General features: G+C 52.4%; 23 protein-coding genes. 14 read left to right on the forward strand and 9 right to left on the reverse strand.

Annotated elements, in window-relative coordinates; all coding sequences use genetic code 11:
* The first annotated feature begins 43 nt into the window (after positions 1 to 43).
* Positions 44 to 1,690 carry a medium-chain fatty-acid--CoA ligase gene (gene fadK, locus HV311_RS13540; RefSeq protein WP_191220067.1) on the forward strand — a complete coding sequence of 549 codons (1,647 nt, stop codon included), beginning with the start codon at positions 44 to 46 and terminating at the stop codon, positions 1,688 to 1,690.
* A 95-nt stretch (positions 1,691 to 1,785) separates the two neighbouring features.
* Here the strand turns inward: fadK and ppsA are convergent, their stop codons facing one another.
* Positions 1,786 to 4,164: a phosphoenolpyruvate synthase gene (gene ppsA, locus HV311_RS13545; RefSeq protein WP_016152885.1), complete on the reverse strand. Its 2,379-nt coding sequence runs from the start codon at positions 4,162 to 4,164 to the stop codon at positions 1,786 to 1,788.
* Between the two features lie 328 nt (positions 4,165 to 4,492).
* On the opposite strand from ppsA, the gene ppsR reads away from it, so the two are divergent.
* From ppsR to HV311_RS13585, 8 genes are all read left to right on the forward strand, one after another.
* A complete protein-coding gene (gene ppsR, locus HV311_RS13550) occupies positions 4,493 to 5,326 on the forward strand; it encodes a posphoenolpyruvate synthetase regulatory kinase/phosphorylase PpsR (RefSeq protein WP_016152884.1) in 834 nt (277 codons plus the stop codon).
* Between the two features lie 126 nt (positions 5,327 to 5,452).
* Complete coding sequence (gene aroH / locus HV311_RS13555; RefSeq protein ID WP_016152883.1) at positions 5,453 to 6,499, forward strand: 3-deoxy-7-phosphoheptulonate synthase AroH; 1,047 nt, start codon at positions 5,453 to 5,455, stop codon at positions 6,497 to 6,499.
* Between the two features lie 124 nt (positions 6,500 to 6,623).
* Positions 6,624 to 6,854: a hemin uptake protein HemP gene (gene hemP, locus HV311_RS13560; RefSeq protein ID WP_072034386.1), complete on the forward strand. Its 231-nt coding sequence runs from the start codon at positions 6,624 to 6,626 to the stop codon at positions 6,852 to 6,854.
* Positions 6,855 to 6,928: 74 nt separating this feature from the next.
* The gene (locus HV311_RS13565; RefSeq protein ID WP_019076664.1) at positions 6,929 to 8,914 is read left to right on the forward strand and encodes a TonB-dependent hemoglobin/transferrin/lactoferrin family receptor; all 1,986 of its coding nucleotides are present in this window, start codon (positions 6,929 to 6,931) and stop codon (positions 8,912 to 8,914) included.
* A 47-nt stretch (positions 8,915 to 8,961) separates the two neighbouring features.
* Positions 8,962 to 9,993 carry a hematinate-forming heme oxygenase ChuS gene (gene chuS, locus HV311_RS13570; protein ID WP_191220068.1) on the forward strand — a complete coding sequence of 344 codons (1,032 nt, stop codon included), beginning with the start codon at positions 8,962 to 8,964 and terminating at the stop codon, positions 9,991 to 9,993.
* Positions 9,990 to 10,811 (forward strand): heme/hemin ABC transporter substrate-binding protein, encoded by an 822-nt coding sequence (locus HV311_RS13575; RefSeq protein ID WP_115190643.1) that lies wholly within the window; start codon positions 9,990 to 9,992, stop codon positions 10,809 to 10,811. Before chuS ends, HV311_RS13575 begins: the two co-directional genes overlap by 4 nt.
* Complete coding sequence (locus HV311_RS13580) at positions 10,811 to 11,803, forward strand: FecCD family ABC transporter permease (RefSeq protein WP_029139520.1); 993 nt, start codon at positions 10,811 to 10,813, stop codon at positions 11,801 to 11,803. The genes HV311_RS13575 and HV311_RS13580 overlap by 1 nt, the downstream gene beginning before the upstream one ends.
* A complete protein-coding gene (locus tag HV311_RS13585) occupies positions 11,796 to 12,575 on the forward strand; it encodes a heme ABC transporter ATP-binding protein (RefSeq protein ID WP_191220069.1) in 780 nt (259 codons plus the stop codon). Before HV311_RS13580 ends, HV311_RS13585 begins: the two co-directional genes overlap by 8 nt.
* Here the strand turns inward: HV311_RS13585 and selO are convergent.
* From selO to btuC, 6 genes are all read right to left on the reverse strand, one after another.
* Positions 12,572 to 14,014, reverse strand: a complete 1,443-nt coding sequence (gene selO, locus HV311_RS13590) for a protein adenylyltransferase SelO (protein WP_191220070.1) — start codon at positions 14,012 to 14,014, stop codon at positions 12,572 to 12,574. The two genes, HV311_RS13585 and selO, sit on opposite strands and share 4 nt — an antisense overlap.
* A 61-nt stretch (positions 14,015 to 14,075) precedes the next feature.
* Positions 14,076 to 14,789, reverse strand: coding sequence for an EAL domain-containing protein (locus HV311_RS13595; protein ID WP_191220071.1), 714 nt, complete (start codon positions 14,787 to 14,789; stop codon positions 14,076 to 14,078).
* Positions 14,790 to 15,107: 318 nt separating this feature from the next.
* The gene (locus HV311_RS13600; RefSeq protein WP_003832591.1) at positions 15,108 to 15,572 is read right to left on the reverse strand and encodes an NlpC/P60 family protein; all 465 of its coding nucleotides are present in this window, start codon (positions 15,570 to 15,572) and stop codon (positions 15,108 to 15,110) included.
* A gap of 77 nt (positions 15,573 to 15,649) precedes the next feature.
* The gene (gene btuD / locus HV311_RS13605) at positions 15,650 to 16,399 is read right to left on the reverse strand and encodes a vitamin B12 ABC transporter ATP-binding protein BtuD (RefSeq protein ID WP_103766223.1); all 750 of its coding nucleotides are present in this window, start codon (positions 16,397 to 16,399) and stop codon (positions 15,650 to 15,652) included.
* Positions 16,399 to 16,950 (reverse strand): glutathione peroxidase, encoded by a 552-nt coding sequence (locus HV311_RS13610; protein ID WP_016156341.1) that lies wholly within the window; start codon positions 16,948 to 16,950, stop codon positions 16,399 to 16,401. The genes btuD and HV311_RS13610 overlap by 1 nt, the downstream gene beginning before the upstream one ends.
* Before the next feature lie 59 nt (positions 16,951 to 17,009).
* Positions 17,010 to 17,990: a vitamin B12 ABC transporter permease BtuC gene (gene btuC, locus HV311_RS13615; protein WP_137380461.1), complete on the reverse strand. Its 981-nt coding sequence runs from the start codon at positions 17,988 to 17,990 to the stop codon at positions 17,010 to 17,012.
* 304 nt (positions 17,991 to 18,294) lie between these two features.
* Between btuC and HV311_RS13620 the strand changes: the two genes are divergently transcribed.
* The 5 genes from HV311_RS13620 (at position 18,295) to HV311_RS13640 (ending at position 22,732) form a co-directional block, all read left to right on the forward strand.
* Positions 18,295 to 18,453: a DUF1427 family protein gene (locus HV311_RS13620; RefSeq protein ID WP_191220072.1), complete on the forward strand. Its 159-nt coding sequence runs from the start codon at positions 18,295 to 18,297 to the stop codon at positions 18,451 to 18,453.
* Between the two features lie 85 nt (positions 18,454 to 18,538).
* A complete protein-coding gene (locus HV311_RS13625) occupies positions 18,539 to 19,753 on the forward strand; it encodes a PfkB family carbohydrate kinase (RefSeq protein WP_046275865.1) in 1,215 nt (404 codons plus the stop codon).
* A gap of 31 nt (positions 19,754 to 19,784) precedes the next feature.
* A complete protein-coding gene (locus HV311_RS13630; protein ID WP_016152869.1) occupies positions 19,785 to 20,519 on the forward strand; it encodes an outer membrane protein OmpK in 735 nt (244 codons plus the stop codon).
* A 17-nt stretch (positions 20,520 to 20,536) separates the two neighbouring features.
* Positions 20,537 to 21,499 (forward strand): nucleoside hydrolase, encoded by a 963-nt coding sequence (locus tag HV311_RS13635; protein ID WP_191220073.1) that lies wholly within the window; start codon positions 20,537 to 20,539, stop codon positions 21,497 to 21,499.
* Positions 21,500 to 21,502: 3 nt separating this feature from the next.
* Positions 21,503 to 22,732, forward strand: coding sequence for a NupC/NupG family nucleoside CNT transporter (locus HV311_RS13640; protein ID WP_049281905.1), 1,230 nt, complete (start codon positions 21,503 to 21,505; stop codon positions 22,730 to 22,732).
* Positions 22,733 to 22,772: 40 nt separating this feature from the next.
* Here HV311_RS13640 and ihfA read toward each other — a convergent pair whose 3' ends face one another.
* Together ihfA and pheT are read right to left on the reverse strand one after the other, a co-directional pair.
* The gene (gene ihfA / locus HV311_RS13645; RefSeq protein ID WP_003030571.1) at positions 22,773 to 23,072 is read right to left on the reverse strand and encodes an integration host factor subunit alpha; all 300 of its coding nucleotides are present in this window, start codon (positions 23,070 to 23,072) and stop codon (positions 22,773 to 22,775) included.
* Between the two features lie 4 nt (positions 23,073 to 23,076).
* Entirely contained in the window at positions 23,077 to 25,464 is a 2,388-nt protein-coding gene (pheT, locus tag HV311_RS13650; RefSeq protein ID WP_016152866.1) for a phenylalanine--tRNA ligase subunit beta, read from the reverse strand.
* Position 25,465 lies beyond the last annotated feature (1 nt).

Genomic DNA, 25,465 nt, shown 5'->3' on the forward strand with positions numbered 1-25,465 from the left:
CATCCGGTCAGATGTATGCCGAAATAATCCTGGGAATAACTTCATGAGTATCACACTTACGTTTAACGCCGAACGTCGCCAGGCCTGGCGACAACTGGGTTTATGGGGAGATGCTTCGCTTGGCGATTACTGGCACCAAACCGCCAGAGCCATGCCGGATAAAATCGCCGTGGTTGATAATCATGGCGCTTCATATACCTACGCTGCACTCGACGATGCTGCCAGCAGTCTGGCAACCTGGTTTGTAGCCTGCGGGATCCAACCCGGCGATCGCATTGCCTTTCAGTTGCCTGGCTGGTGCGAGTTCACCATTATCTATCTGGCCTGCCTGAAAACCGGAGCCGTTTCCGTACCACTGCTGCCTGCCTGGCGCGAAGCGGAACTGGTGTGGGTACTGAACAAATGCAAAGCGAAGATTTTTTTCGCACCGACGTTGTTTAAACAGACCCGACCGGTTGATCTGATCCTCCCCTTGCAAAACCAGTTGCCGCATCTGCAACAGATTGTCGCCGTAGATAAACTGGCACCGGCCACCGCCTCGCTGGCATTCAGCCAACTGCTTCTGGCTCCGCCATTAACCCAGGTTATTAACGTTCACGCCGATGAACTGGCTGCCGTGCTATTTACCTCCGGGACCGAGGGAATGCCGAAAGGCGTAATGTTAACCCACAACAATATCCTTGCCAGCGAACGCGCCTACTGTGCCCGACTCAATCTCACCTGGCAGGATGTGTTTTTGATGCCCGCCCCACTGGGACACGCTACCGGTTTTTTGCATGGCGTTACCGCGCCGTTTTTAATCGGCGCACGCAGCGTATTGTTGGATATATTCACCCCAACCGCCTGTCTTGAACTGCTTGAGCAACAACGCTGTACCTGCGTGCTCGGTGCAACCCCCTTCGTCTACGACATGTTGTGTAGTCTGGAAAAACGGCCCTGTGATCTCACATCACTACGTTTTTTCTTATGCGGTGGCACCACTATTCCGCAAAAGATTGCCCATGACTGCCAACAGCGCGGCATTAAATTGTTAAGCATCTATGGTTCGACGGAGAGCTCGCCGCATGCGCTGGTCAATCTCGACGATTCACTTTCACGCATAATGAACACCGATGGATATGCCGCCGCAGGCGTGGAAATTAAAGTCGTCGATGAAGCGCGCAATGCGTTGCCTGCAGGGGTCGAAGGTGAAGAGGTCTCGCGTGGTCCCAATGTTTTTATGGGCTACCTCGATGAGCCTGAACTAACCGCCCGCGCGCTGGATAAAGATGGCTGGTATTACAGTGGCGACTTATGCCGCATGGACGAAGCGGGATACATCAAAATTACCGGGCGTAAAAAAGATATTATTGTGCGCGGTGGGGAAAACATCAGCAGCCGCGAAGTGGAGGATATTTTATTGCAGCATCCGCACATTCATGATGCCTGCGTTGTCGCGATGCCAGACGATCGGCTAGGTGAACGGTCGTGCGCTTATGTGGTACTGAAACCGCCGCATCATTCGCTGTCGCTGGAATCAGTGGTGGCCTTTTTTAGCCGCAAACGGGTGGCAAAGTATAAATATCCCGAACACATCGTCATTGTCGAAACGTTACCGCGCACGGCGTCCGGCAAGGTACAAAAATACCAGCTGCGTCAGGATATCATTCAGCGTTTAAGCGTGGAGAGTGTGGAAAGCGTTGAAGGGTAAAGTACCGGATGGCGATGCTAACACCTCAAATCCGGCCTACGTTGCATACTAACCGTAGGCCGGGTAAGGCATTTACGCCACCATCCGGCATGATGTTACTTCTTCAGTTCAGCCAGACTCAGCCAGGTCTGCACGACGGTGTCCGGGTTCAGCGACAGACTGTCGATCCCCTCTTCCATCAGCCAGGCGGCGAAGTCTTCGTGATCGGATGGACCCTGACCGCAAATACCCACGTATTTGCCCTGTTTCTTGGCTGCACGAATCGCCATCGACAGCAGCGCTTTCACCGCGTCGTTACGCTCATCAAACAGTTCAGAAACCACACCAGAGTCACGGTCCAGTCCCAACGCCAGCTGCGTCATGTCGTTTGAACCGATGGAGAAGCCGTCAAAGTACTCAAGGAACTGTTCGGCCAGCAAGGCGTTGGACGGGATCTCGCACATCATGATGATCTTCAGTCCGTTCTCACCGCGTTTCAGCCCCTGACGCGCCAGCTCTTCCACTACCGCTTTCGCCTGGGCAACGGTACGGACAAACGGTACCATCACTTCTACGTTAGTCAGGCCCATATCGTTACGGACACGTTTCACTGCGTCACATTCCAGCGCGAAACAGTCGCGGAAGCTATCAGCAATGTAACGGCCCGCCCCGCGGAAGCCCAGCATCGGGTTCTCTTCATGCGGCTCATAACGCTCACCGCCGACGAGGTTGGCATATTCGTTGGACTTAAAGTCTGACATACGCACGATAACGCGTTTTGGATAGAACGCCGCACCCAGCGTGGCGATCCCTTCCGTCAGACGACCAACGTAGAATTCACGCGGGGAATCAAAACCTTTCATCATGCCGCGGATTTCGTTTTGCAGCTCAGGCGTCTGGTCATCGAACTCCAGCAACGCACGCGGGTGTACGCCAATCATGCGGTTGATGATAAATTCCAGACGCGCCAGGCCGACACCTTCGTTTGGCAGACAGGCGAAGTCGAAAGCCCGGTCCGGGTTACCCACGTTCATCATCACCTTCAACGGCAGATCCGGCATGGTCTCCACGCTGGAACTCTTCACGCTGAAGTCGAGCATCTCAGCGTAAACATAACCGGTATCACCCTCGGCACAGGAGACAGTGACTTTCTCACCGTCCTTCATACGCTCGGTGGCATCACCACAGCCAACCACGGCCGGGATCCCCAGTTCACGGGCAATGATCGCCGCGTGACAGGTACGACCGCCACGGTTGGTGACAATCGCCGCCGCTTTCTTCATGATCGGTTCCCAGTCCGGGTCGGTCATGTCGGTAACCAGGACGTCGCCAGGTTCGATACGGTTCATTTCGCTGATGTCCTGAATAACTTTGACCGGACCCGCGCCAATGCGGTGACCGATAGCACGACCTTCAGCAATAATTTTACCCTGAGCATGCAGCGTATAACGCTCCATCACCTGGCCGCGCGAGCGCACGGTTTCCGGACGCGCCTGCACAATGAACAGCTTGCCGGTATGACCGTCTTTCGCCCATTCGATGTCCATCGGACGACCGTAGTGCTTCTCGATCTGTACCGCCTGCTTCGCCAGTTCCTGCACTTCTGCGTTGGTCAGGGAGAAAATGTCGCGCTGCTCCTGCGGTACATCTTCAATCGTCACCTGCTTGCCGTGTTCCTGGGTTGGCGCGTAGACCATACGGATTTTTTTCGAACCCATTGTGCGACGGACGATCGCCGGACGGTTTGCCGCCAGAGTCGGTTTGTGCACGTAGAATTCATCCGGGTTAACGGCACCCTGCACAACCATCTCGCCCAGGCCCCATGCGGAAGTGATGAACACCACCTGATCGAAACCGGATTCAGTATCGATGGAGAACATTACGCCGGAAGACGCGAGGTCTGAGCGCACCATCCGCTGAACGCCAGCAGAGAGCGCCACGCCACGATGGTCATAACCCTGGTGAACGCGATAAGAGATTGCTCGGTCGTTAAACAGCGAGGCAAAGACGTGTTTGATAGCAACCAGTACGGCATCAAATCCCTGGACGTTGAGGAAGGTTTCCTGCTGACCGGCAAATGACGCATCTGGCATATCTTCTGCGGTGGCGGAAGAGCGCACGGCAAAAGAGGCATGGGCATCGTCTGCTGACAGCTGAGCGTAGGCATCGCGGACGGCATTTTCCAGCTCCGGCTGGAAAGGAGTGTCGATAATCCACTGGCGGATCTGTGCGCCGGCTTTCGCAAGCTCGGTGACATCGTCAATATCCGTTTTATCCAGCAGTTCATAAATGCGCTGGTTTACACCGCTCTGGTCCAGAAACTGGTTAAACGCATCGGCGGTCGTTGCAAAACCATTCGGTACGGAAACACCCATACCGGAAAGGTTAGTAATCATTTCACCCAGGGAGGCATTTTTGCCCCCAACTCTGTCTACATCATTCATGCCGAGTTGGTTATACCAAAGCACCAGCGGTGACGAGCCATTGTTGGACATCGAACAATCCTTATATATGAACGAGGTTAGGAAACTCAATTTTGCGTAATTATCTTTGCATATTTACTTCAGCGAAAAAAACGGTGAATCGTTCAAGCAACTTTATTTTTTATTTTTTCAGATTGTTTCCGCATTTGCGCAAACCCGCGAGCCACAGGGGATCACCACAAAAACTACCGGTATAAACATTTGTTCCGAAAAATGAAATGTACTTTTCAGTAAATATAAAAATACCGTTTCATTTTACAAAATAGATGCAGCAATATTCGCTTCTGGCGAATTTTAATTTATGCTTTCAGAGAATTATGTCAGCCCCAGGATGAGCAAAATGGATAATGCTGTTGATCGTCACGTATTTTATATTTCTGATGGTACGGCCATCACCGCCGAGGTATTGGGCCACGCGGTAATGTCGCAATTTCCGGTTACGATCAGCAGCATTACGCTGCCGTTTGTGGAAAATGAGAGTCGTGCGCGAGCGGTTAAAGACCAGATTGACGCGATCTATCAACAAACTGGCGTGCGCCCTCTGGTGTTTTACTCTATCGTTTTGCCGGAAATTCGCTCGATCATTTTGCAAAGCGAAGGATTTTGTCAGGATATCGTGCAGGCGTTGGTGGCCCCACTGCAGCAAGAGATGAAGCTCGACCCTACGCCGATCGCCCATCGTACCCACGGCCTGAACCCCGGCAACCTTAACAAGTACGACGCGCGCATTGCCGCCATTGATTATACCCTCGCCCATGACGACGGCATTTCGTTGCGCAACCTCGATCAGGCGCAGGTGATCCTGCTTGGCGTTTCCCGTTGCGGTAAAACCCCGACCAGTTTGTATCTGGCCATGCAGTTTGGCATTCGCGCGGCCAACTACCCCTTTATTGCCGATGATATGGATAATCTGGTGCTGCCAGCGTCCCTGAAGCCGTTACAGCATAAATTGTTCGGCCTGACCATCGACCCTGAGCGCCTGGCGGCCATCCGCGAAGAGCGCCGGGAAAACAGCCGTTACGCCTCGATGCGCCAGTGCCGGATGGAGGTTGCTGAGGTGGAAGCGCTGTACCGGAAAAACCAGATCCCATGGCTGAACAGTACCAATTATTCGGTAGAAGAGATTGCTACCAAGATCCTCGACATCATGGGGCTGAATCGCCGCATGTACTAGAATGCTAGTGCATTGGTTCGATTTTTTGTTATTATGCTCGCCACCAGGCAGGATGAGTATGATATTGTGATATACATCACTTCCCGGTAGTCCTGCCGTTGAAGCAACAAATTTCTGAGACAAGTAATGAACAGAACCGATGAACTCCGTACTGCGCGTATTGACAACCTGGTCACTCCAGCAGAGCTTGCGCAACGGCATCCTGTTTCGTCCTCCGTCGCCCGTCATGTTACGGACTCCCGACGCCGGATAGAAAAAATATTAAATGGTGAAGACGCTCGTTTACTGGTGATCGTAGGTCCCTGCTCGATTCACGATCTTGATGCCGCCATGGAATACGCGACGCGTTTACAGGCGCTGCGCGAAAAACATCAGGCGCGTCTGGAAATCGTGATGCGCACTTATTTTGAAAAACCGCGCACCGTAGTGGGCTGGAAAGGCTTAATTTCCGACCCAGATTTAAACGGCAGCTACCGCGTGAACCACGGCATTGAACTGGCGCGTAAACTGCTGTTGCAGGTCAATGAACTGGGCGTACCCACGGCAACAGAATTCCTCGACATGGTGACCGGTCAGTTTATTGCCGATTTAATCAGTTGGGGAGCCATTGGCGCACGCACCACCGAAAGCCAGATCCACCGTGAAATGGCCTCTGCGCTTTCCTGCCCGGTCGGCTTTAAAAACGGTACGGATGGCAATACGCGTATTGCCGTCGATGCGATTCGCGCCTCCCGTGCCAGCCACATGTTCCTCTCACCTGATAAAACCGGCCAGATGACCATTTATCAGACCAGCGGTAATCCTTACGGGCATATCATCATGCGCGGCGGTAAAAAGCCGAATTATTATGCTGAAGATATTGCCGCCGCCTGCGATACCCTGCACGAATTTTCCCTGCCTGAACATCTGGTGGTCGATTTTAGCCATGGCAATTGCCAGAAGCAGCATCGTCGTCAGTTAGACGTTTGTGATGATGTGTGCCAGCAAATTCGCAATGGTTCGACGGCGATTGCCGGGATTATGGCGGAGAGTTTCCTGCGTGAAGGTACGCAAAAAATCGTTAGCGGCCAGCCGCTGGTTTACGGCCAGTCCATTACCGACCCGTGCCTGAACTGGGAAGATACTGAACTACTGGTTGAAAAACTCGCCTCTGCGGTTGATAGCCGTTTTTAATGCTGTTCGCCGGGTAACATCACGTTGCCCGGTGCTAATCCTTTGTTTTCCCCCTCCTTATTGTACAAAATCTATTCTCGTCACAATTATTTCACAAAAAGGCTTGCCGCAATTTTGCAGTTTGATGATAATGATTATCATTGTTAAATTGATTGTTATTTTTAAACACTATTCACGTATGGATAACACAACAACGCCCGCAAAAGAAAAAACACCGCCTGCCGTCGCGCCAAACGAGCGCCGAATTGACAGTAAAAGTCTGCTGGGCAAAGAGGGGCGCGTGATCATAGAACACGATGGTCAGCTCTATCTGCTGCGCCAGACACAAGCCGGAAAACTCATTCTGACCAAATAAACACCACTTTTCGCCAGCCACCCAGGTAGTACCCAGGCAGCCAGCGCTTTTCGATTTCCTAATGGAGAGTTGCTATGCCACACCTGCACACTGCATCCCTGCGCCCTTCGCTCTTGGCGCTGGCGATTATCAGTAACCTGCCCGCCGTCGCGTATGCGGCGGTAGAAGATATGACCGTCACCGCTACCGGCAATGCCCGTAGTGCTTTTGAAGCACCGATGATGGTCAGCGTGATTGATGCCACCGCGCCAGAAAACCAGACCGCCAGCTCAGCAGCCGACCTGTTGCGTACGGTTCCGGGCCTGACCCTTGACGGCACCGGTCGCACTAACGGCCAGGACGTGAATCTGCGCGGCTACGATCGACGTGGCGTTCTGGTGCTGGTTGATGGCGTTCGTCAGGGAACCGACACCGGACACCTGAACAGTACCTTCCTCGATCCGGCGCTGATCAAACGCATCGAGGTCGTCCGTGGCCCTTCTGCCCTGCTGTACGGTAGCGGCGCGTTAGGTGGTGTGATCGCCTATGACACTGCGGATGCCAAAGATCTGCTGGAAGCCGGACAAAACAGTGGTTATCGCGTGTTCGGTACCGCGGCAACCGGCGATCACAGCCTCGGTATGGGCGCCAGCGCGTTTGGTCGCACCGATACGCTGGACGGACTGCTTGCCTGGTCCAGTCGCGATCGCGGTGATTTGCGCCAGAGCGACGGAACTACGGCGCCAAACGACGAAGCGATTAACAATATGCTGGCGAAGGGCAGCTGGAAAATTGACAGCGCCCAGACGCTGGCCGGCTCGCTGCGTTACTACAACAATGACGCCCGTGAACCTAAAAACCCGCAAACCAGCGCGGCGGATGCCACCAGCAACCCGATGACCGATCGCTCAACCATCCAGCGCGACGCGCAACTGACCTACTCGATTGCTCCAGCCGACAATGACTGGTTGAACGCGGATGCCCGCGTCTACTGGTCCGAAGCACGCATTAATGCGCAAAACACGGATAACACCGGCGAGTTTCGCAAACAAACCACCAAAGGCGGCAAAATCGACAACCGCAGCCGTCTGTTTACCGACTCTTTTGCATCTCATTTGCTGACCTACGGCGGGGAATACTATCGTCAGGAACAACAGCCAGGCGGCGCAACCACCGGTTTCCCGGAGGCAAAAATCGATTTCAGCTCCGGTTGGTTACAAGATGAAATCACCCTGCGCGACCTGCCGGTTACGCTGCTGGGCGGTACCCGTTATGACTCTTATCGTGGCAGCAGCGACGGCTATGAAGATGTCGATGCCGATAAATGGTCGTCCCGCGCCGGGCTCACCGTTGCGCCAACCGACTGGCTGATGCTGTTCGGATCATACGCTCAGGCCTTCCGTGCGCCGACCATGGGCGAGATGTATAACGATGCGAAACACTTCTCGATTGGCCGTTTTTACACCAACTACTGGGTGCCGAACCCTAACCTACGCCCGGAAACCAACGAAACCCAGGAATACGGATTTGGCCTGCGCTTTGACGATCTGTTGATGGCGAGCGATGCGCTCGAATTTAAAGCCAGCTATTTCGACACCAAAGCGAAAGATTACATCTCCACCAGCGTCGACTTTGCCGCCGCGACAACCATGTCCTATAACGTACCCAACGCCAAAATCTGGGGCTGGGACGTGATGGCGAAATATTCCGCCGATCTGTTCAGCCTCGACATGGCCTATAACCGTACGCGCGGCAAAGATACAGACACCGGCGAATACATTTCCAGCATTAACCCGGATACCGTCACCAGCAAACTGAACGTACCGGTTGCGCACAGCGGTTTCTCCGTTGGCTGGATAGGTACATTTGCTGACCGTTCAACGCATATCAGCAGCAGCTACACGAAACAGCCCGGTTATGCGGTAAATGATTTCTACGTGAGCTATCAGGGCCAACAAGCGCTGAAAGGCATGACCACCACGCTGGTACTGGGCAACGCCTTCGACAAAGAGTACTGGTCGCCGCAGGGCATTCCGCAGGATGGTCGTAATGGCAAAATTTTCGTGAGTTATCAGTGGTAATCACTTTTCCCCGGTTCGCCGGGGCAGCAATCTGGAAGGAAGAGACAATGAATCATTACACACGCTGGCTGGAACTGAAGAAAGAAAATCCTGGCAAATACGCACGTGATATTGCGGGATTGATGAATATTAGCGAAGCCGAACTGACCTTCGCGCGCGTCGGTCATGACGCCTGGCGCTTACGGGGCGAAGTGCGTGAAATCCTCGGCGCACTGGAAGCCGTCGGCGAAACCAAATGTATATGCCGCAACGAATATGCGGTGCATGAGCAGGTTGGTGCGTTTACCAATCAGCACCTGAACGGTCATGCCGGACTGGTACTCAATCCGCGCGCCCTCGACCTGCGCCTGTTCCTCAATCAGTGGGCAAGTGTGTTCCATATCAGCGAAACAACCGCCCACGGCGAACGTCAGAGCATTCAGTTCTTTGACCATCAGGGGGATGCGCTACTGAAGGTCTATGCCACACAGAATACCCTCATTGAGGAATGGGCTGCGTTGCTGACCCGTTTCATCTTCGCTGAAAACCCGCCTCTGGCGCTGCAACCCGCCCCCCCTTCTGCTCCAGCCACCGTCACGGTCGATGCGCAGACCGTTGATCAAGAGTGGCGAGCCATGACCGATGTACACCAGTTCTTCGGTCTGCTGAAACGCCACGATCTCACCCGCCAACAGGCGTTTAACCTGGTGGGCGACGATCTGGCCTGTAAAGTCGCAAATAGCGCATTGGCGCAGTTACTCGACACCGCGCGCCAGGATGGCAATGAAATTATGGTCTTTGTGGGTAATCGTGGCTGCGTACAGATTTTTACCGGTGTGATAGAAAAACTGGTGCCGATGAAAGGCTGGCTGAACATATTCAACCCGACATTTACCTTACACCTGCTGGAAGAGAGCGTGGCAGAAACATGGGTAACGCGCAAACCGACCGCCGATGGCCACGTCACCAGCCTGGAACTGTTTGCTGCCGACGGCACGCAAATCGCCCAGCTGTATGGTCAACGAACGGAAGGCGAACCGGAGCAGACGCAATGGCGCGCGCAAATTGACGCACTGACGCCGAAGGGGCAGGCCGCATGAAAAAACTGCTGGTTCTGATTGCGCTACTGCCCATCGTCGCGATGGCTGCGTCCAGGGAACGGGTTGTTGCTCTCGGTGGCGATGTCACCGAGATTGTATACGCACTGGGAGCACAGTCTTCCCTTGTGGCGCGAGACAGCACCAGCCAGTGGCCTGAAGCAGCAAACGCCCTACCTGATGTCGGTTATTTGCGCCAACTCAACGCCGAAGGGATCCTTGCCACCCGTCCTACGCTGGTCCTTGCCAGCGCGCAGGCGCAGCCCTCTCTGGCGCTAAAACAGCTCGAACAGAGCAACGTCAGGGTTGTGACGATCCCGGCAAGCAACGAGCTTAACGTGATTGATGAAAAAATTCGCGTCATCGCCGAAGCCACCCATAGGGAGGCCGATGGCGAAACGCTGCGCACCCGCTTCCGTCAGGAACTGGCGGCGCTGCCGTCATCTGAACTCAACAAACGCGTGCTGTTTATTCTCAATCATGGCGGGATGACCGCGATGGCAGCGGGCCAGCAAACTGCAGCCGATGCGGCTATTCGTGCCGCCGGTTTGCGCAACGCAATGCAGGGTGTTAACCGCTATCAGCCGCTGTCGCAGGAAGGCGTCATTGCCAGCCAGCCCGATCTGGTGGTGATTTCACAGGACGGCGTTAAGGCGATGGGGGGCGAAGATAACCTGTGGGCGCTGCCGGGCCTGGCGCAGACGCCTGCCGGACGGAATAAACAGGTATTGCAGGTTGACGATATGGCGCTACTCGGCTTTAGCGTACGCACCCCGCAGGCCATTTTGCAGCTTCGCGCTAAAGCTGAGCAATTGCCCTGATGTCGCGACGTATCCGTTGTTCTTTATGGACACTCGCACTCATGTTGGTCGTGATGACTATTATGGCTACCGGTTTTGGCGCGTTGCGCCTGCCGGTAAGTCTGCTGTGGCGTGATGGCGATGAGGCACTGCGTCAAATCTGGCTCACCATTCGCCTGCCCCGCGTCCTGCTGGCGCTGGTGATTGGCGGTTCTCTGGCGCTCGCGGGCTGCGTGATGCAGGGCCTGTTTCGCAACCCGCTTGCCGATCCGGGATTACTGGGGATAAGCAGCGGAGCCGCCTGCGCCGTCGCCCTGTGGGTAGTGCTGCCGGTCTCTTTGCCCACGCTGTTGATGCTGTACGCCCCCATGCTGGCCGCTTTTCTCGGTGCGCTGGCGGCAACGGTGGTTATTTTTATCCTTAGCCAACAGCGCGACGCTTCACTCTCACGTCTGCTGTTGGTCGGTATTGCCATCAACGCGCTGTGCGGGGCGGCGGTTGGCGTTCTGTCGTGGGTCAGTAATGACGCGCAACTGCGCCAGCTGTCGCTATGGGGGATGGGCAGTCTGGGGGCCGCGCAATGGTCCACGCTGCTGGCTGTCACTTCATTGACTGTCCCGACGGTGCTGATCATTTGGCGTCTGGCACCGGCGCTGAACCTGCTGCAGTTAGGTGAGGAAGAGGCGCATTACCTCGGCGTAGATGTGCGTACCGTTCAGCGTGTTTTGCTACTTTGTAGCGCACTGCTGGTTGCCGCAGCCGTGGCGGTAAGCGGCGTAATTGGCTTTATCGGGCTGGTTATCCCGCATCTGATGCGCATGTGGCTCGGCTCAGACCATCGGGCCGTTATCCCAGGTTCCGTGCTGGCGGGCGCATTTTTATTGCTGATAGCCGACACGCTGGCCCGTACGGCGGTTGCGCCTGCGGAAATGCCGGTCGGTTTGCTAACCAGTCTTCTGGGCGCACCGTGGTTTTTATGGCTTATTTTTCGTCAGCGAGGACCGCATGGCTGAACAATTCATCGCTAAAGGGCTTCACTATCGCGTCGCGGGCAGAGCGGTGATTGACGACGTCTCTCTTGCTCTCGAAAAAGGTGAACTGGTGGCGCTCATCGGCCCAAACGGTGCGGGGAAATCCACCCTGCTGCGCCTGCTGACCGGTTTTCTGAAACCGGCTATAGGGCGTTGCGTGCTGGCGGGTAAACCGCTGGATGAATGGCATAGCCAAACACTGTCGCGGCATCGGGCGGTGATGCGCCAGCAAACACAACTGGGATTTGACTGGCCGGTAGAGGCCGTCATCGCGATGGGGCGTGCGCCCTGGACCTCGCGGTCGGAACCTCGACTTATCGCTCAGGTGATGGAAATGACCGGATGTACACCGCTGGCGGGCCGGCAATACGCCGCGCTTTCCGGCGGCGAGCAACAGCGAGTACAGTTAGCCCGTGCACTGGCGCAACTTTGGTGCGACGGCGCGCCTCGCGGCTGGTTATTCCTTGATGAGCCGACCTCTGCGCTGGATCTTTACCACCAGCAGCATCTGTTGCGCTTGCTGAAGACGCTTACCGCTTCACAAGAGCTGCATGTGTGCATTGTGCTTCACGATCTGAATCTCGCCGCACTGTGGGCAGACAGAATAGTGTTGCTGCACAACGGCAGGCTGGTGTCGCAGGGAACGCCTGAGGCCGTGTTACAGGCCGATGACCTGAAACGCTGGTATGGCGCGCAGGTACACGTTGGCCAGCATCCGGCCAACGGATCCCCGCAGGTGTTTCTGGCCCCTTAGCTTGAACAGCTCACTTCCAGCCGTTTGCCCCAGTCAGGTGGACGGCTGACATAGTCATCATCACGATCGACAAATGGGGTACGCAACGCCTCGTGTAACCGATGCAGCTCGGCGTAATCCCCCTGCTCTGCCTGATTAATCGCCCGTTGCGCCAACCAGTTACGCAATACCATCGCCGGATTAGCCGCCTTCATCTGCGTTTGTCTGACTGCGTCGGCAATGTTGTCTTGCTGCAGGCGTGAGCGATACCGTGTGAACCAGTCATCAAACGCTGCGCGGTCGATAAACTCATCGCGCAGCGGGGATTGCGCGCTGTGTTGTTCCGTCTGACTGAGCATGCGAAACGTTCGGGTATAGTCGCTTCTTTCCCGCGCCATCAGGTTAAACAGTTCACTAAGCAGTTCGTTATCGTTTTTTTGCTCGCTAAAGAAGCCAAGCTTTTGTCGCATCCGCTGACCGTAGCGTGTTAACAGCGCCAGTTGATAACTGTCCAGCGCATCATTAAGCGCCTCGACCGGGATAAATGGCGACAGAGTTTGCGCCAGACGTTGCAGGTTCCAAAGCGCCGCAGCCGGTTGATTATCGAAACTGTATCGCCCCTGGTTGTCTGAGTGGTTGCAGATAAAATCGGGCACGTAGTCATCAAGGAAACCGAATGGACCGTAATCCATCGTCAGTCCCAGAATCGACATGTTGTCGGTGTTCATGACACCATGCGCAAATCCCACCGCCTGCCAGTCTGCGATTAACGTCGCAGTACGCGTGACAACATCGTTAAACCACAGCTGATACTTATCGGCTTCTTCCTGCCATTGCGGCCAATAATAGCGAATCGCAAAGTCAGCCAACTGGCGCACTTTTTCCGGCTCGCGGCGATAGTAAAAATGCTCAAAATGGCCAAAGCGCAGATGGCTTTGCGCCACGCGAATGAGCATCGCCCCTGATTCTACCGTTTCGCGATACACCGGCGTGTCGCTGGTAACAATCGACAATGCCCGCGTGGTCGGTATTCCCAGGTAATGCATCGCTTCGCTGGCCAGGCTTTCGCGAATTGTCGAGCGCAGTACGGCGCGACCATCCCCCATACGGGAATAAGGCGTAAGTCCGGCGCCTTTCAGGTGCCAGTCACACGTTGAGCCGTCAGCGAGCTGTTGTTCGCCCAACAGGATCCCGCGTCCATCGCCAAGCTGGCCCGCCCAGACGCCAAACTGACGTCCGCTATAAACTTGCGCTAAAGGCGACATCCCGGGAAGCAACGATTCACCGCCCCAAACACCGGCTCCGGTCGGAATATCAAATAGCGTCTCTGGAATAGCTAATTGCTCCGCCAGCGCATCGTTATGCCAAATCAGGCGTGCGTTTTTCAGGGGAGTGGGTGAAAGTGCTGTATAGGTTGCTGGTAATTCATCACGCCAGCGGGTGGTAAAAGACAGGGTCATAGGGCCTCCTGTCTCTAGTGTAGACTGTTAAAAGCCTGTTAAACACCAGCAAATATGAGGGTTATATCTTCGCGAGCGAAATTATCTGCGCGGGGGGCACAGCAGGCCACAGCGCGCCCTGCATGGCGCTGAATCCCAGAGGCAGTACGCGCGCTAACATCTCGGGTGTATCAATACCGCTAATGATAATTGACTCACTGCTGGGAAATAGCTGTGCCAGGATAGCCCGCATAAACGGCTCAAACGAAATATGTGTAATCCTTTGTTGAACAAAGTTTTTATCGAGCACGACGCGTTTGAACAGCCCATCAAAAATTGCCCGGTTTGATATGCCGCCAGCACCATAGTTTGTCAGTACTAATGGAAATCGCGCCGCCAGTGCTGCCAACGTTGGATTCGCTTTTCCATTATTTAACTCTGGATAGTTTTCATTAATAGCCAGTTCCAGAAATGACAATCGTTCAACTTGTGAAGCAAATTTAGTATCTGATAATAAAGTTTTAGCAATTGCCGGCGTTAAATTAATCCAGGCAGAAACCTTTCGTTGAATAAAAAAATGTTGGCACGTTTCGATTAATTCAAGCTTTTCGGTAAATAACCGACATTGCTCTTCGTCCGACATCCGAGGTAGGACCAGCTCGGTGGGTATACGCACATCCCCCTGCGCACTGGCAAAACTGGTAATGATATCTACGTATTCAAGATCGCCTTTTTCGTTTCTCGCAGGGAGAAAAGAGAACTCTGAATGGTAAAGAGTATCCATTGAAACAATCATCGTGCCAGCCCCTCTGCATAGGTGTTATCCGGCATCCTGTAGCAAAGGATGGAGAAATACGTTATTGCTGATGCAAGTAGAGGCCCTTTCATTTTTCCCTTTATAGCCAGTAAATCGAATCCTTTTTTTTAGCTTATCCTGATTATAAGCGAATATCCAGCTTTGCACTTTTTAATATCTCGGAATAAATCATATTTTTAGCAAGATACGCTCTTAATGTTCAGGGGTATTGTCCGGCTGGCGGCAGAAATAAGAAGTTACTAACAAATGGAAATGTCGAGGCTGCTCAGCCGTAGGCAGCCTCGTGACTGATGAGGATTAAATACGTCGCGCCTGCCAAAAGTTTTTGCGCCAGTAAACGTTGTCTAGTGACGAGCGCATCACACCACGGCTGGTTGAGGCATGAATAAATTGATTATTGGTATCGTAAATTCCGACATGCAGACCGCTTTCCCCAGACCCGGTTTTAAAGAACACCAGATCGCCGGGCAGCAAATCATCTTTATCAATTTCGGTACCAATCTTTGATTGCGTGCGCGTATCACGCGGAAGTTGCAGATCGAATTTATCGCGCATTGTCATCAATACAAATCCAGAACAATCCACTCCGCTACGGCTCATGCCGCCATAACGATAGGGTGTGCCATGCCAGGTTTGTAGCTGGTCATTAAGCCCGGCGATAACGGCGATAGAATCCGACAAGCGGGCATTTGGCGCAGGAGCACGATGGCTGCTGCAGCCCGCCAAAAACAATGCTGTGATGAAAAGAAGCCAAAAGCGCATTCAGGACGAATCCTCTGAATTATATTTTTATGTCAATTTAGCGTGGAAATTATATGATTTTCAAGAACCCATTTAACTTAAGTGGTTGATATGAGCATTCTGTGGCCTTCAATATCCAAACGACGGAAGTTCACGCCATAAGCCGCAGCCAGATTGGCCGGCGTTAGTACCGTATCACGAGCACCACTGGCAAGCAGCTTCCCGCGTTTGAGGAGCCAGGCCTTGTGCGCGTGACGTAAGGTGTGATTAAGGTCATGGCTGCTCATTACAATCGCGATGCCCTGTAAACACAACTGACCCAGCATCCGGTCCAGTGCATTTTGTTGCGCCACGTCCAGACTGTTCATCGGCTCATCCAGCAGCAAAAGCTGGCCGAATGGATTCGCTTGTGGGCAAATCTGCAGGATAACCGCAGCCAGGCGCACGCGCTGCCACTCACCGCCAGAGAGCTGATTCACGCTGCGTCCCAGCTTATCCCCAAGCCCAAGCGCATCGGCGACTTCCTGTAACAGATCGGTGCGTGCTTTATCGGGTTGATGCAGCGTCAGAAAATGCCAGACCGGCATCGCAAACGGCGGGTTTTGCTGTTGCGCAAGATAAGCGCGATATTGCGCCAGCTTTGCTGCCGGCCATTCATCCAATGACACATCACCAAAGGTGATGCTGCCCTTGCCGGTCGTCAGCCCCGCCATTCGCGCCAACAGCGTGCTCTTTCCTGCGCCGTTAGGTCCCACTAAATGCAGGATCTCCCCTGCTTTTATCTCACCAGAAAGCGGGCCGAGTCGGGTCGATTCTGCTACGTCCTGTAGCTGCATCAATCGAGACATTAGTTTGCCAGCGCCGTCTTGATGGATTGCACCAGAACAGGATCCTCAGGCGTCATATCGGGTGAAAATCGTTGCAGTACCTGACCATCCCGACCCACTAAAAACTTCTCGAAATTCCACAGAATATCGTCCGGGTAGAGCGGCGCCCGACCTTTACTCGCCATACGCTCATAGAATCCACTATCCGCAGGCGCAACGGCGGTTGGCGCGGCATCAATCAGTTTCTGATACAGCGGATGGCGTCCCTCGCCGTTGACCTCAATTTTGCTGAACATCGGGAAGGTAACGCCCCAGGTGGTACTGCAGTACGTTTTTATTTCCTCTTCACTGCCCGGCTCCTGGCCCAGAAACTGGTTGCAGGGGAACCCAAGAACGGTAAAGCCCTGCTGATGCCAGGCTTTCTGCAGATTCTCCAGTTGCTCATATTGCGGCGTTAGCCCACATTTTGAAGCAACGTTGACGATTAACAGCACATTTCCGGCATACGGCTGCAGTGAGGTAACCTCGCCGTCGATGGTCGTCACGTCTGTATCGAGGATAGTGTTTTGCATAGCATCTCCAGAACAACAGGTGGATTTTAGTTTTTAATCATAGACCGAATCAACGCGTTCTAGCGCGCGGCTTTTAACAATAGCCAGATAAATACCGGTGCGCCCATGGTGGCCGTCACCACGCCAATTGGCAGCTCAGCCGAGGCCAGCACCAGACGCGCGACAACATCAGCCAACAGTAATACGATAGCGCCAGCCAACGCGCAGCCCGGCAGTAACACGCGATGATCGGTTAAGCCGCACAGCCGCAGAATATGTGGGATCACAAGCCCAATAAAGCCAATCGCTCCCGCCAGAGCCACGCTTACGCCAACCATCCAGCCCGTGGCGACCACCAGCAGGTTGCGCCAGAACCATAACGGCAATCCCAACTGACGTGCAGAAGTCTCCCCCAGCGCCAGCATATTCATCGGCTGCGACTGACAGCAGATCCACACCAGCACCGGAATCAACGCCACCATGAGCCAGGCCTGATGCCAGTCAACGCCGCCAAAGCCCCCCATCATCCAGTACATTAGCTGTCGCAAATCAAAAGAAGTGGAGAAGTAGATGGCCCATGTCATCAGCGCGCTACAGATAATGCCCAGCGCCACCCCCGCCAACAGCAGACGGCTGGTAGACAAATGACGGCGGGCAAAACGGAGCAGAATAAGCGTGATAATCAGCGCCCCAGCGATGGCGCATAAGCCCAACGCCCAGCCGGGGAGCTGCCCCTGCCCCAGCAGCACCGCCGCGATGAGCCCGACGCCCGCGCCATTAGACACGCCCAGTAATCCAGGCTCTGCGAGCGGGTTTTCAAAGAGAGCTTGCATCACTGCGCCAGATAAGGCCAACGCAGCGCCTACCAGCAAAACGGCGAGGGTACGGGGAAATCGGATTTGCCAGACGAACAGATCACCGCGGGCGCTGAACCAGTCGCCGGGGGCGATCCACTGTTCTCCTGCGCATAAACTAATCACGAGCATGGCCAATAGCAACAGCGTTAAAGTGCCTAACCAGTATCGGTCTCGCCGACGTTGTAATTGTGCAAAAGGTTGCATGTTTATACTTTTTTTATGGGTTATCTCATTAATTTTACGATGAAAGCAAAAAACATGGAAGGAAGCTCTACCGCAAATGAGGCAATGGCCCAAAACAGCATGAACCTTAGTCTTTTGCATAATGCAATGCTGGCAGCAATACCAGGTAGTAGCTGTCATTATTAATATCGTTCCTGAGATTAAATAAATAACCACAACCGGACAGGATGTCCGGTTGCAGAAGTTTTGTGTGATTGTCTTCTCATCAATACATAAATATATTGTGTAGTCTTCGTATCATCATAACACCCTCAGGAATTATCTTATGGATATAATTCTTTCGCTTATTGCCGGTGCAATTATTGGTTTCATATTTACATTAATAAAACTTCCCATTCCAGCCCCTACTGTCTGGCCTGGTGTATTTGGTATCATCGGTGTACTTAGTGGTAATCAGATCTTTAATTATTTATTAAACAAATAAATTCATTCACCAAAAAAATTAACGTATAGACAAAATAAACTTATTACATGGACCTCTCATCACATTCATGAAAAGTGAGGATTAGATGCCCTGTCGTTACAAAAAACAGCGTCTTCGCTATATTTTAACACTACTCAAAAAACAAGGAAGTGTAAAAATATCATCTCTTGTTAAGGTACTTGATGTTACGGAAAGAACACTCCGCCGCGACATCAATGACCTTGTAAAAACAGGACATGTCCGCTCATGCTATGGAGGTGCTGTATATAATCACGACAATGCTTTCCCATTATATGAGAACAACTCTCTTTATTTGCACCAAAACATCATCATTAACCAATCAAAGATCGAACGAGAAATATCAATGAACGAAAACAATGGGAAAGTTTACATTCTGGGTTCATTTAATACCGACTTAGTCTATCGGCTTCACCGTTTTCCTATTTCAGGGGAAACCACGCGCGCGCTTTTTTCCTGTTGTTTACCCGGAGGGAAAGGCAGCAACCAGGCGATAGCATCCGCACAAGCCAATGCTCGCACTTATTTTACAGTCAAATTAGGTGAAGATGAGTTTTCAACTAAAGCCCAGCATTTTTTAAATGGCGTAGGATTAGAAAAGCTAACCATCTTTACCAAAAATGATGCACCAACCGGCAGTGCCGTAGTGATGATATCCGAAGAGGCTGGCGATAATGTAATCGTTATTAATCCAGGGGCTAATCAGGAAATAACAAGTGAAGAAATTATATCCTGTTATGACGAGATAGGCACCGCCAATGTTTTTTTGACGCAGATGGAAAACAATCCTGACGCTACAGCTCAAGCTATTAAGTTCGCACATGCCGCAGGAGTGATGACAATCCTGAATCCAGCGCCATGGCGCAAGGAAGTGACAGACCTTCTCCGCTGGACACACATCCTGACCCCAAACCTCACAGAAGCAGAGGCGATAATTGGCAAGGCTATTCGTACGCCAGACGATATTCGTCAGGCCGCCGAAACCATGCACCAAATGGGACCACAATATATTCTAATTACGTTAGGCAAAGATGGGTGCTGGTTATTTGATGGTTCTACTCACCAACAGTTCCCGGCATATCCCGCCGTTAATATTGATACCTCCGGCGCCGGTGATGCATTTAATGGTGCACTCGCTGCTCGACTTGCCTGTGGAGAAAATATTGCCAACGCAATTCATTACGCCTGTGTATTTGCAGCACTGGCCGTAGAGCGTGAAGGTGCAGCCAATATGCCATCCCATGAACTCGTATTAAAACGATTAGCTTGTACTAAATACTGATATTAACCCACCACAAAAATAGGGATATAAAATGAAAAAAATCGCCTTCGGGGCTTTATTATCGTGCGTAGCTTTTTCCTCATTAGCTGAACAACAATACGGCTGGGGAAATATACATTTTGACTATCAATCCTGGGATGCCGGTGTTAAAGACCTCGAATATGAACAAGCCTTAATTGGTATTGAGGGAGGTATTGGTTTTGATTGGGGTGAAATGTACGGTTTTTATGATTTTGAAAATATTCTAGATGACGAGGGAAATCAGGGGCAGACTGCGAATGGTGAAATCCATACCTACCTCTGGAAAACGGGTGCCAGCCTATTTACAAAAGTCTATAATTCGCAAAGCCCCAATTTTAAAGAGACGAATCAATTTATTGGGCTTGGCTATACCGACCTGAAAGGCGATGGATGGTGGTTTAAACCCTGGATTGCTCGTCAGTATATTACCGCGCACAGTAATTTTGGCCCAGCTTATGATATTAATGGACTCAATGGTTTCTCAATTGGATGGAACGCTGGTTATGCTTTCAATCTTCTCAACCAGGACTTCTTACTGTCCAATTGGAATGAAATAGAACTTGACCGTAATGATGACTATACCGCTAACAATCATGGTAGCAATGGTTTAAACGGCGGCCTGAATATTACCTGGAAAATCATGCCTCATATATCCACCACATTAATGTATCGGTACTTTTATAACAAACTTGGTGCGGATGGATATGGCGATATTCTCATTTATCGACTGGCCTACGACTTCTAACTTAAGGAACATTAACGATGTTAAGTATCCACTGGCCTGAATTAACTTCAGCGCAGCGTATTACCTTAATTACGCCACCTAGGTATGGCAAAGTGCCTATCGTTATTGACAGCGATACCTACAATGAAATTGACGATCAGATGGCCATAGCCTGGGCATTCTTACACCCGGAGCGCCTCGATCTGCAAGCTGTTTACGCCGCTCCGTTTACCAACCACTATTTTGGTAAAGAGGGCTCGCACACATATGTTGACGATCCCGCAGTAGGCATGCAACTGAGCGTCGATGAGATCTATCGCGTATTTAACAAACTCCCCCGCCGCGAAAACATACCGCAAATATTCCAGGGTTCAACACGCTATCTGAAAGATAGCAACCAGCCGGAGATGTCAGCAGCAGTACAGGATTTGATTAACCGGGCAAGAACGGCTGAGCAAACATTACATGTACTCGCAATCGCCGCGCCGACCAATATCGCTAACGCACTGCTCCTCGCGCCGGACATCGTCACAAAGATTCATGTCATCTGGCTTGGGGGTAACAGTTATGCCTGGAAAGATAATCATGAATTCAACCTGATGCAGGACATCGCGGCGAGTCGGGTACTTTTTGATAGCGGCGTAGCGCTCACCCAAATCCCCTGCTTTGGCGTGGCTAACACCATGGCCTCATCGGTCCCAGAGATGCAGCACTATTTTGCAGAGACCAGCCGCATTGGTAGCTACTTTGCTGAAATTGCCCCGCGATGCCCCTGGATTGGTTTTGCATCCCGCAAAGTCATTTGGGATATCACTACGGTTGGCTATGTCCTGAATCCTGACTGGTTCACCTGTGAATACCGTACATCCCCTTTGATCAATGACAATCTGAGCTGGAGTTTTGATAACCGCCGTCACGTCATTCAGGTCGCAAAATTTATTGAGCGGGATGCTCTCTTTAAAGATCTTTTCCGAAGCATCATTGATGCCGATGAGGGATAAACCATGCAGATACTCATCGTCATACTTGGCATTGTTGTCCTGTTACTCGTTGCCTGGCTATGTTCAGAAAATCGCAAAGCTATCCGGTTTCGCACTGTTGGCGGCGCCTTTGCAATCCAGGCTCTTTTTGCTGCATTTATCCTGTATGTCCCCTTAGGGGAAAAAATCTTACTCGCCATATCAAACAGTCTGTCAGGCATGCTGAACTATTCGTCGGAAGGGATTAACTTTCTCTTCGGTAATCTCGGACAGTTCAAAATGGGGTTTGTATTTGCCGTGCATGTTCTGCCGATTATCATTTTTATGTCAGCATTGTTCTCCGTGCTGTACTACCTGGGCATCATGCAGTGGATTATCCGTCTCATCGGTACGGGTATCCATAAACTGCTACGCACCAGCCCGGCAGAATCCATGGCTGCAACGGCCAATATTTTTGCGGGCAATACTGACGTCTTCGTCCTGATGAAGCCTTATGCGCCACGCATGACGCGCTCAGAACTGTTTGCCCTCATGACAGGTGGTGTGGCCTCTATCGCAGGCTCAGTGTTGGTTGGCTATGCCAGTATGGGGATCGAAATTCGCTATCTGGTAGCCGCCTCTTTTATGTCAGCACCAGGCGGTCTGTTAATGGCGAAAATGCTGTTTCCAGAAACGGAACCCGAAAACACTGCCGACGTGACGGGCGATATGCTTGGTCAAGATGAAAAGCCCATCAACATCGTTGAAGCGGCGACAAATGGCGCGACTATCGGGCTGAAGCTCGCCGCTAACGTGGGGGCAATGCTTCTGGCACTGATTGCATTAATTGCTATGGTGAACGGCTTGTTGGGCTGGTTTTGTGGCTTTTTCGGCTATGGTAACGTCACGCTACAATTTATCTTTAGTTACCTCTTTGCTCCGGTTGCCTGGCTGTTGGGCATTCCCACTAACGAAGTCTTGCAAATTGGCAGCCTGTTAGGTCAAAAATTGGTGTTGAATGAGTTCGTCGCGTATACCAGCTTTATTCCAATGAAAGACCAACTGTCGGAATATTCGCAGATAATAACGATCATGGCACTGGCTGGGTTTGCCAATTTGTCCTCTCCTGCCGCATTGATTGGCGTACTGGGGGGGATTGTGCCGGGGAAAAAAAGTTTCATTGCTAAAATGGGGCTTAAAGTGATCCTGGCGGGCACGTTGTCTAACCTGCTGAGCGCAGCACTGACCGGGCTGTTTTTCCTTCTGGCCCACTAAGAAAAAAGGCCGCATTCGCGGCCTTTTTAGTTAGTTCAGATTACTCTTCTTTCGGCGTTGCGTTTTCAACCCGGCTTTTTAACTTCTGTCCGGGTCTGAAGGTCACCACGCGCCGTGCTGTAATGGGAATATCTTCGCCCGTTTTCGGATTACGGCCCGGACGTTGATTCTTATCACGCAGATCGAAGTTACCAAAACCAGAGAGTTTTACCTGCTCACCATTTTCCAGAGCACGACGGATCTCTTCGAAAAACAGCTCGACCAGTTCTTTGGCATCCCGCTTGCTAAGCCCAAGCTTATCAAACAGATATTCTGACATTTCAGCTTTTGTAAGCGCCATAGGTTCAATCCCTCAATGATGCCTGGAATCGCTCTTTTAATGCCTCTACACATTTGGCGACGGTAGCGGCAATCTCCTCTTCTTCAAGTGTACGGCTGGTATCCTGAAGGATCAGGCTGATAGCGAGGCTCTTATAACCCTCCGCAACACCCTTACCGCGGTACACGTCAAACAAGTTTACGCCAACTACCTGATTTACGCCAACTTTCTTACATTCGGATAAAATATCCGCAGCGGGAACGTTTTCTGCCACAACGACTGCGATGTCGCGACGGTTCGCCGGGAAGCGAGAAACTTCACGCGCCTGAGGCACCACGCGGTCTGCGAGCTTGTTCCACTCCAGTTCAAACACCAGAGTGCGACCGTTCAGATCCAGTTTACGTTCCAGTTCAGGATGAACAACCCCAATGAAACCAATGCGTTCACCTTTCAGATAAATCGCCGCAGACTGCCCCGGATGCAGTGCTGGATTCGCTTCAGCTTTGAACTGAATATCCGCCAGCTTGCCGGTCAGGTCGAGAACCGCTTCCAGATCGCCTTTCAGATCATAGAAATCAACGGTCTCTTTTGCCAGATTCCAGTGTTCATCATGACGGTTACCGCAGATCGCGCCCGCCAGCATCAGATCCTGACGGATCCCGAGATTAGCCTGCGTGTCCGGTACGAAACGTAAACCCGTTTCGAAAATACGCACGCGGTTTTGCTGACGATTCTGGTTGTACACTACCGTAGACAGCAAGCCGGTCCACAGGGATAAACGCATTGCCGACATATCAATCGAGATTGGGCTTGGCAGCAGCAGCGCTTCTTCACCCGGGTGCAGCAGCGCCTGGACTTTCGGGTCGACAAAGCTGTAGGTAATAACTTCCTGGTAGCCTTTGTCATTCAGCATGGTTTTTACGCGTTTCAGCGACAAATCCGCTTCACGATGCGTACCCATGATAAGACCCGCCTGAATTGGCGTATTCGGGATATTGTCATAACCGTATACGCGGGCGACTTCTTCGACCAGGTCTTCTTCGATCTCCATATCGAAACGCCAGCTCGGTGCTACCGCTTTCCACTCATCTTGCCCTTCCGTGACATCACAACCCAGACGGCGCAGAATATCGCTCACCTGCTCATCTGCAATATGGTGTCCGATCAGACGATCCAGTTTGCTACGGCGAAGCGTAATGGTTGCGCGTTTTGGCAGCGAGGCTTCGTTCGTCACGTCAATGATTGGACCCGCTTCGCCGCCGCAGATATCAATCAGCAGGCGCGTAGCACGCTCCATGGCTTTATGTTGCAGCGCCGGATCGACACCACGCTCATAGCGGTGAGAGGCATCGGTGTGCAGACCGTGACGACGTGCGCGACCGGTAATAGACAGCGGGCTGAAGAACGCGCATTCCAGCAGGACGTTTTGCGTTTCATCATTCACACCGGAGTGCTCGCCACCAAAGATGCCGCCCATTGCCAGCGCTTTGTTATGGTCCGCAATCACCAGCGTATCCGCATTCAGCTTCGCTTCACTGCCGTCCAGCAATACCAGGGTTTCACCTTCTTTTGCCATGCGGACAACAATCCCGCCTTCAATGCGGTCTTTGTCGAATGCGTGCATCGGCTGGCCCAATTCGAGCAGCACATAGTTAGTCACGTCAACCACGGCATCGATCGAGCGGATGCCGCAACGACGCAGTTTTTCTTTCATCCACAGCGGGGTTGGCGCTTTAACGTTAATGCCTTTCACCACGCGGCCCAGATAGCGTGGGCAGGCTTCCACCGCGTCGACCTGAATCGGCAGGACGTCGCTAATGGTTGCGGCTACTGGCGCTATTTCCGGCTCAACCAGAGGGGCTTTGTTCAGTACAGCAACGTCACGTGCCACACCGATAATGCCTAAGCAGTCGGCGCGGTTCGGAGTGACGCTGATTTCGATAGTATTATCGTCAAGCTTCAGGTATTCACGGATATCGGTACCAATTGGTGCATCGACAGGCAGTTCGATAATACCGTTGTGATCGTCGGAAATGCCCAGCTCGGAGAACGAGCACAGCATGCCTTCAGACGGCTCACCGCGCAGTTTTGCGGCTTTGATTTTGAAATCGCCCGGCAGAACGGCACCAACGGTTGCTACAGCCACTTTCAGCCCTTGACGGCAGTTTGGCGCACCGCAGACGATATCCAGCAGGCGGTCGCCGCCGACATTCACCTTGGTGACGCGCAGTTTGTCAGCGTTCGGATGCTGAGCGCACTCAACCACTTCGCCCACCACAACGCCGTTGAACGCGCCAGAAACAGGATCCACACCGTCAACTTCCAGACCCGCCATCGTGATTTGGTTTGACAACGCATCGCTATCAATCGCCGGGTTTACCCATTCGCGTAACCACAGTTCACTGAATTTCATT

It is taken from the genome of Citrobacter sp. RHBSTW-00881, from assembly GCF_013728515.1.
In the GTDB taxonomy this organism is placed as follows: domain Bacteria; phylum Pseudomonadota; class Gammaproteobacteria; order Enterobacterales; family Enterobacteriaceae; genus Citrobacter; species Citrobacter braakii.